This is a genomic window from Mycobacterium sp. 1423905.2 (assembly GCF_001673155.1).
Lineage (GTDB): Bacteria > Actinomycetota > Actinomycetes > Mycobacteriales > Mycobacteriaceae > Mycobacterium.
The window spans coordinates 1-1,086 of sequence record NZ_LZLE01000121.1; the positions used below are offsets into that span (position 1 = coordinate 1).

The window sequence follows — 1,086 nt, forward strand, 5'->3', positions numbered from 1 at the left end:
GCACGCTGCTGGTGACGGGTGTCAGCGAGCGGCCGGATGCTCCAGGCGAACAGTTCGTCACCATCGCCGGCGTCATCAACGGACCCACGGTCAGCGAGCATGCCGTCTACCAACGGATGGCGGTCAGTGTCGACCAGTGGCCGACGGTCGGTCAGGTGCTTCCGGTGGTGTATTCGCCGAAGAATCCGGACAACTGGAGATTCGCCCCCGACGCCTAGCTACCGGTTGCCGTCGGGTTCTGGGCCGAATCTGAAGGCGCGTCCGGTTATTTCGGCTGGACTGATCCGGACGTAACGAGGCTTGTGTGTTGCGGTCCACGGCAACAACTGTGCCCGTTCGGCTTCTTTGATATCCGCGTCGGTCTTGAGGAGATGTGCGCGCCCGCGAACGATGACACTCCAGCCTTCCTCCACGTTATGGTCATCGGCTTCGAAGACGACCGCCCGATTCGCCACGGCGGAAAACAATTTCGTGCCCTCAGCGGTTCGGAATAGCACGGTGCGGTTCTGCACGACGAAGTTGACCGGGAATATCTCCGGCTCACCGGCAAAGCTGGTGACCAAGCGCCCCAGCGCGACGCTGCTCAACAGGTTCCAACTCGTGTCCTCGGGGAGGACGGTGACGGGCGCGTCGGTCATGGGCGAACCTTACCTAGGTGTCTGACGGTGTCGACGTTATGGTGTAACGGCTTGCGGCAGAAGCGGTTATTAATCCTCTTCGGCGCAAATTCTTGTCGGTGGACCGACGTATTATTCGAACATGCGTTCGGGTTCGCGGGAAGAGATCACGGAGGTCTTTGACGCGCTCGATGCCGGGGCGGATCGGCTATGTGAGTTGTCGTTTGAGGCGTTGACCACTCCGGAGCGGTTGCGGTTGTTGGAGCGGTTGGAGCGGGTGGCGCGCCGGTTGCCGGCGGCGCGGCATGGGTTGATCAATCAGTTGGCCGCCCAAGCCAGCGAGGAAGAGCTAGGGGGGCGGTTGCCTGCGGCGTTGGCGTCGCGGTTGCGGATCACCCGCGGCGAGGCCAGCCGGCGGATCGGGGAGGCCGCCGAGTTGGGTGAGCGCCGCGCGCTGACCGGGCAGCCG

2 protein-coding genes and 1 pseudogene are annotated in these 1,086 nt (G+C 63.4%); 2 read left to right on the forward strand and 1 reads right to left on the reverse strand.

The features are described 5' to 3' along the window. Window positions 1-218 (forward strand): annotated as a pseudogene (locus tag A9W95_RS06575) (hypothetical protein); the annotation flags it as partial. Here A9W95_RS06575 and A9W95_RS06580 read toward each other — a convergent pair. After that, complete coding sequence (locus tag A9W95_RS06580; protein ID WP_067409884.1) at window positions 219-638, reverse strand: pyridoxamine 5'-phosphate oxidase family protein; 420 nt, start codon at window positions 636-638, stop codon at window positions 219-221. 121 nt (window positions 639-759) lie between these two features. Between A9W95_RS06580 and A9W95_RS06585 the strand changes: the two genes are divergently transcribed. Next, the coding region (locus A9W95_RS06585) for a DUF222 domain-containing protein (RefSeq protein ID WP_156746048.1) at window positions 760-1,086 on the forward strand (327 nt) is incomplete at its 3' end.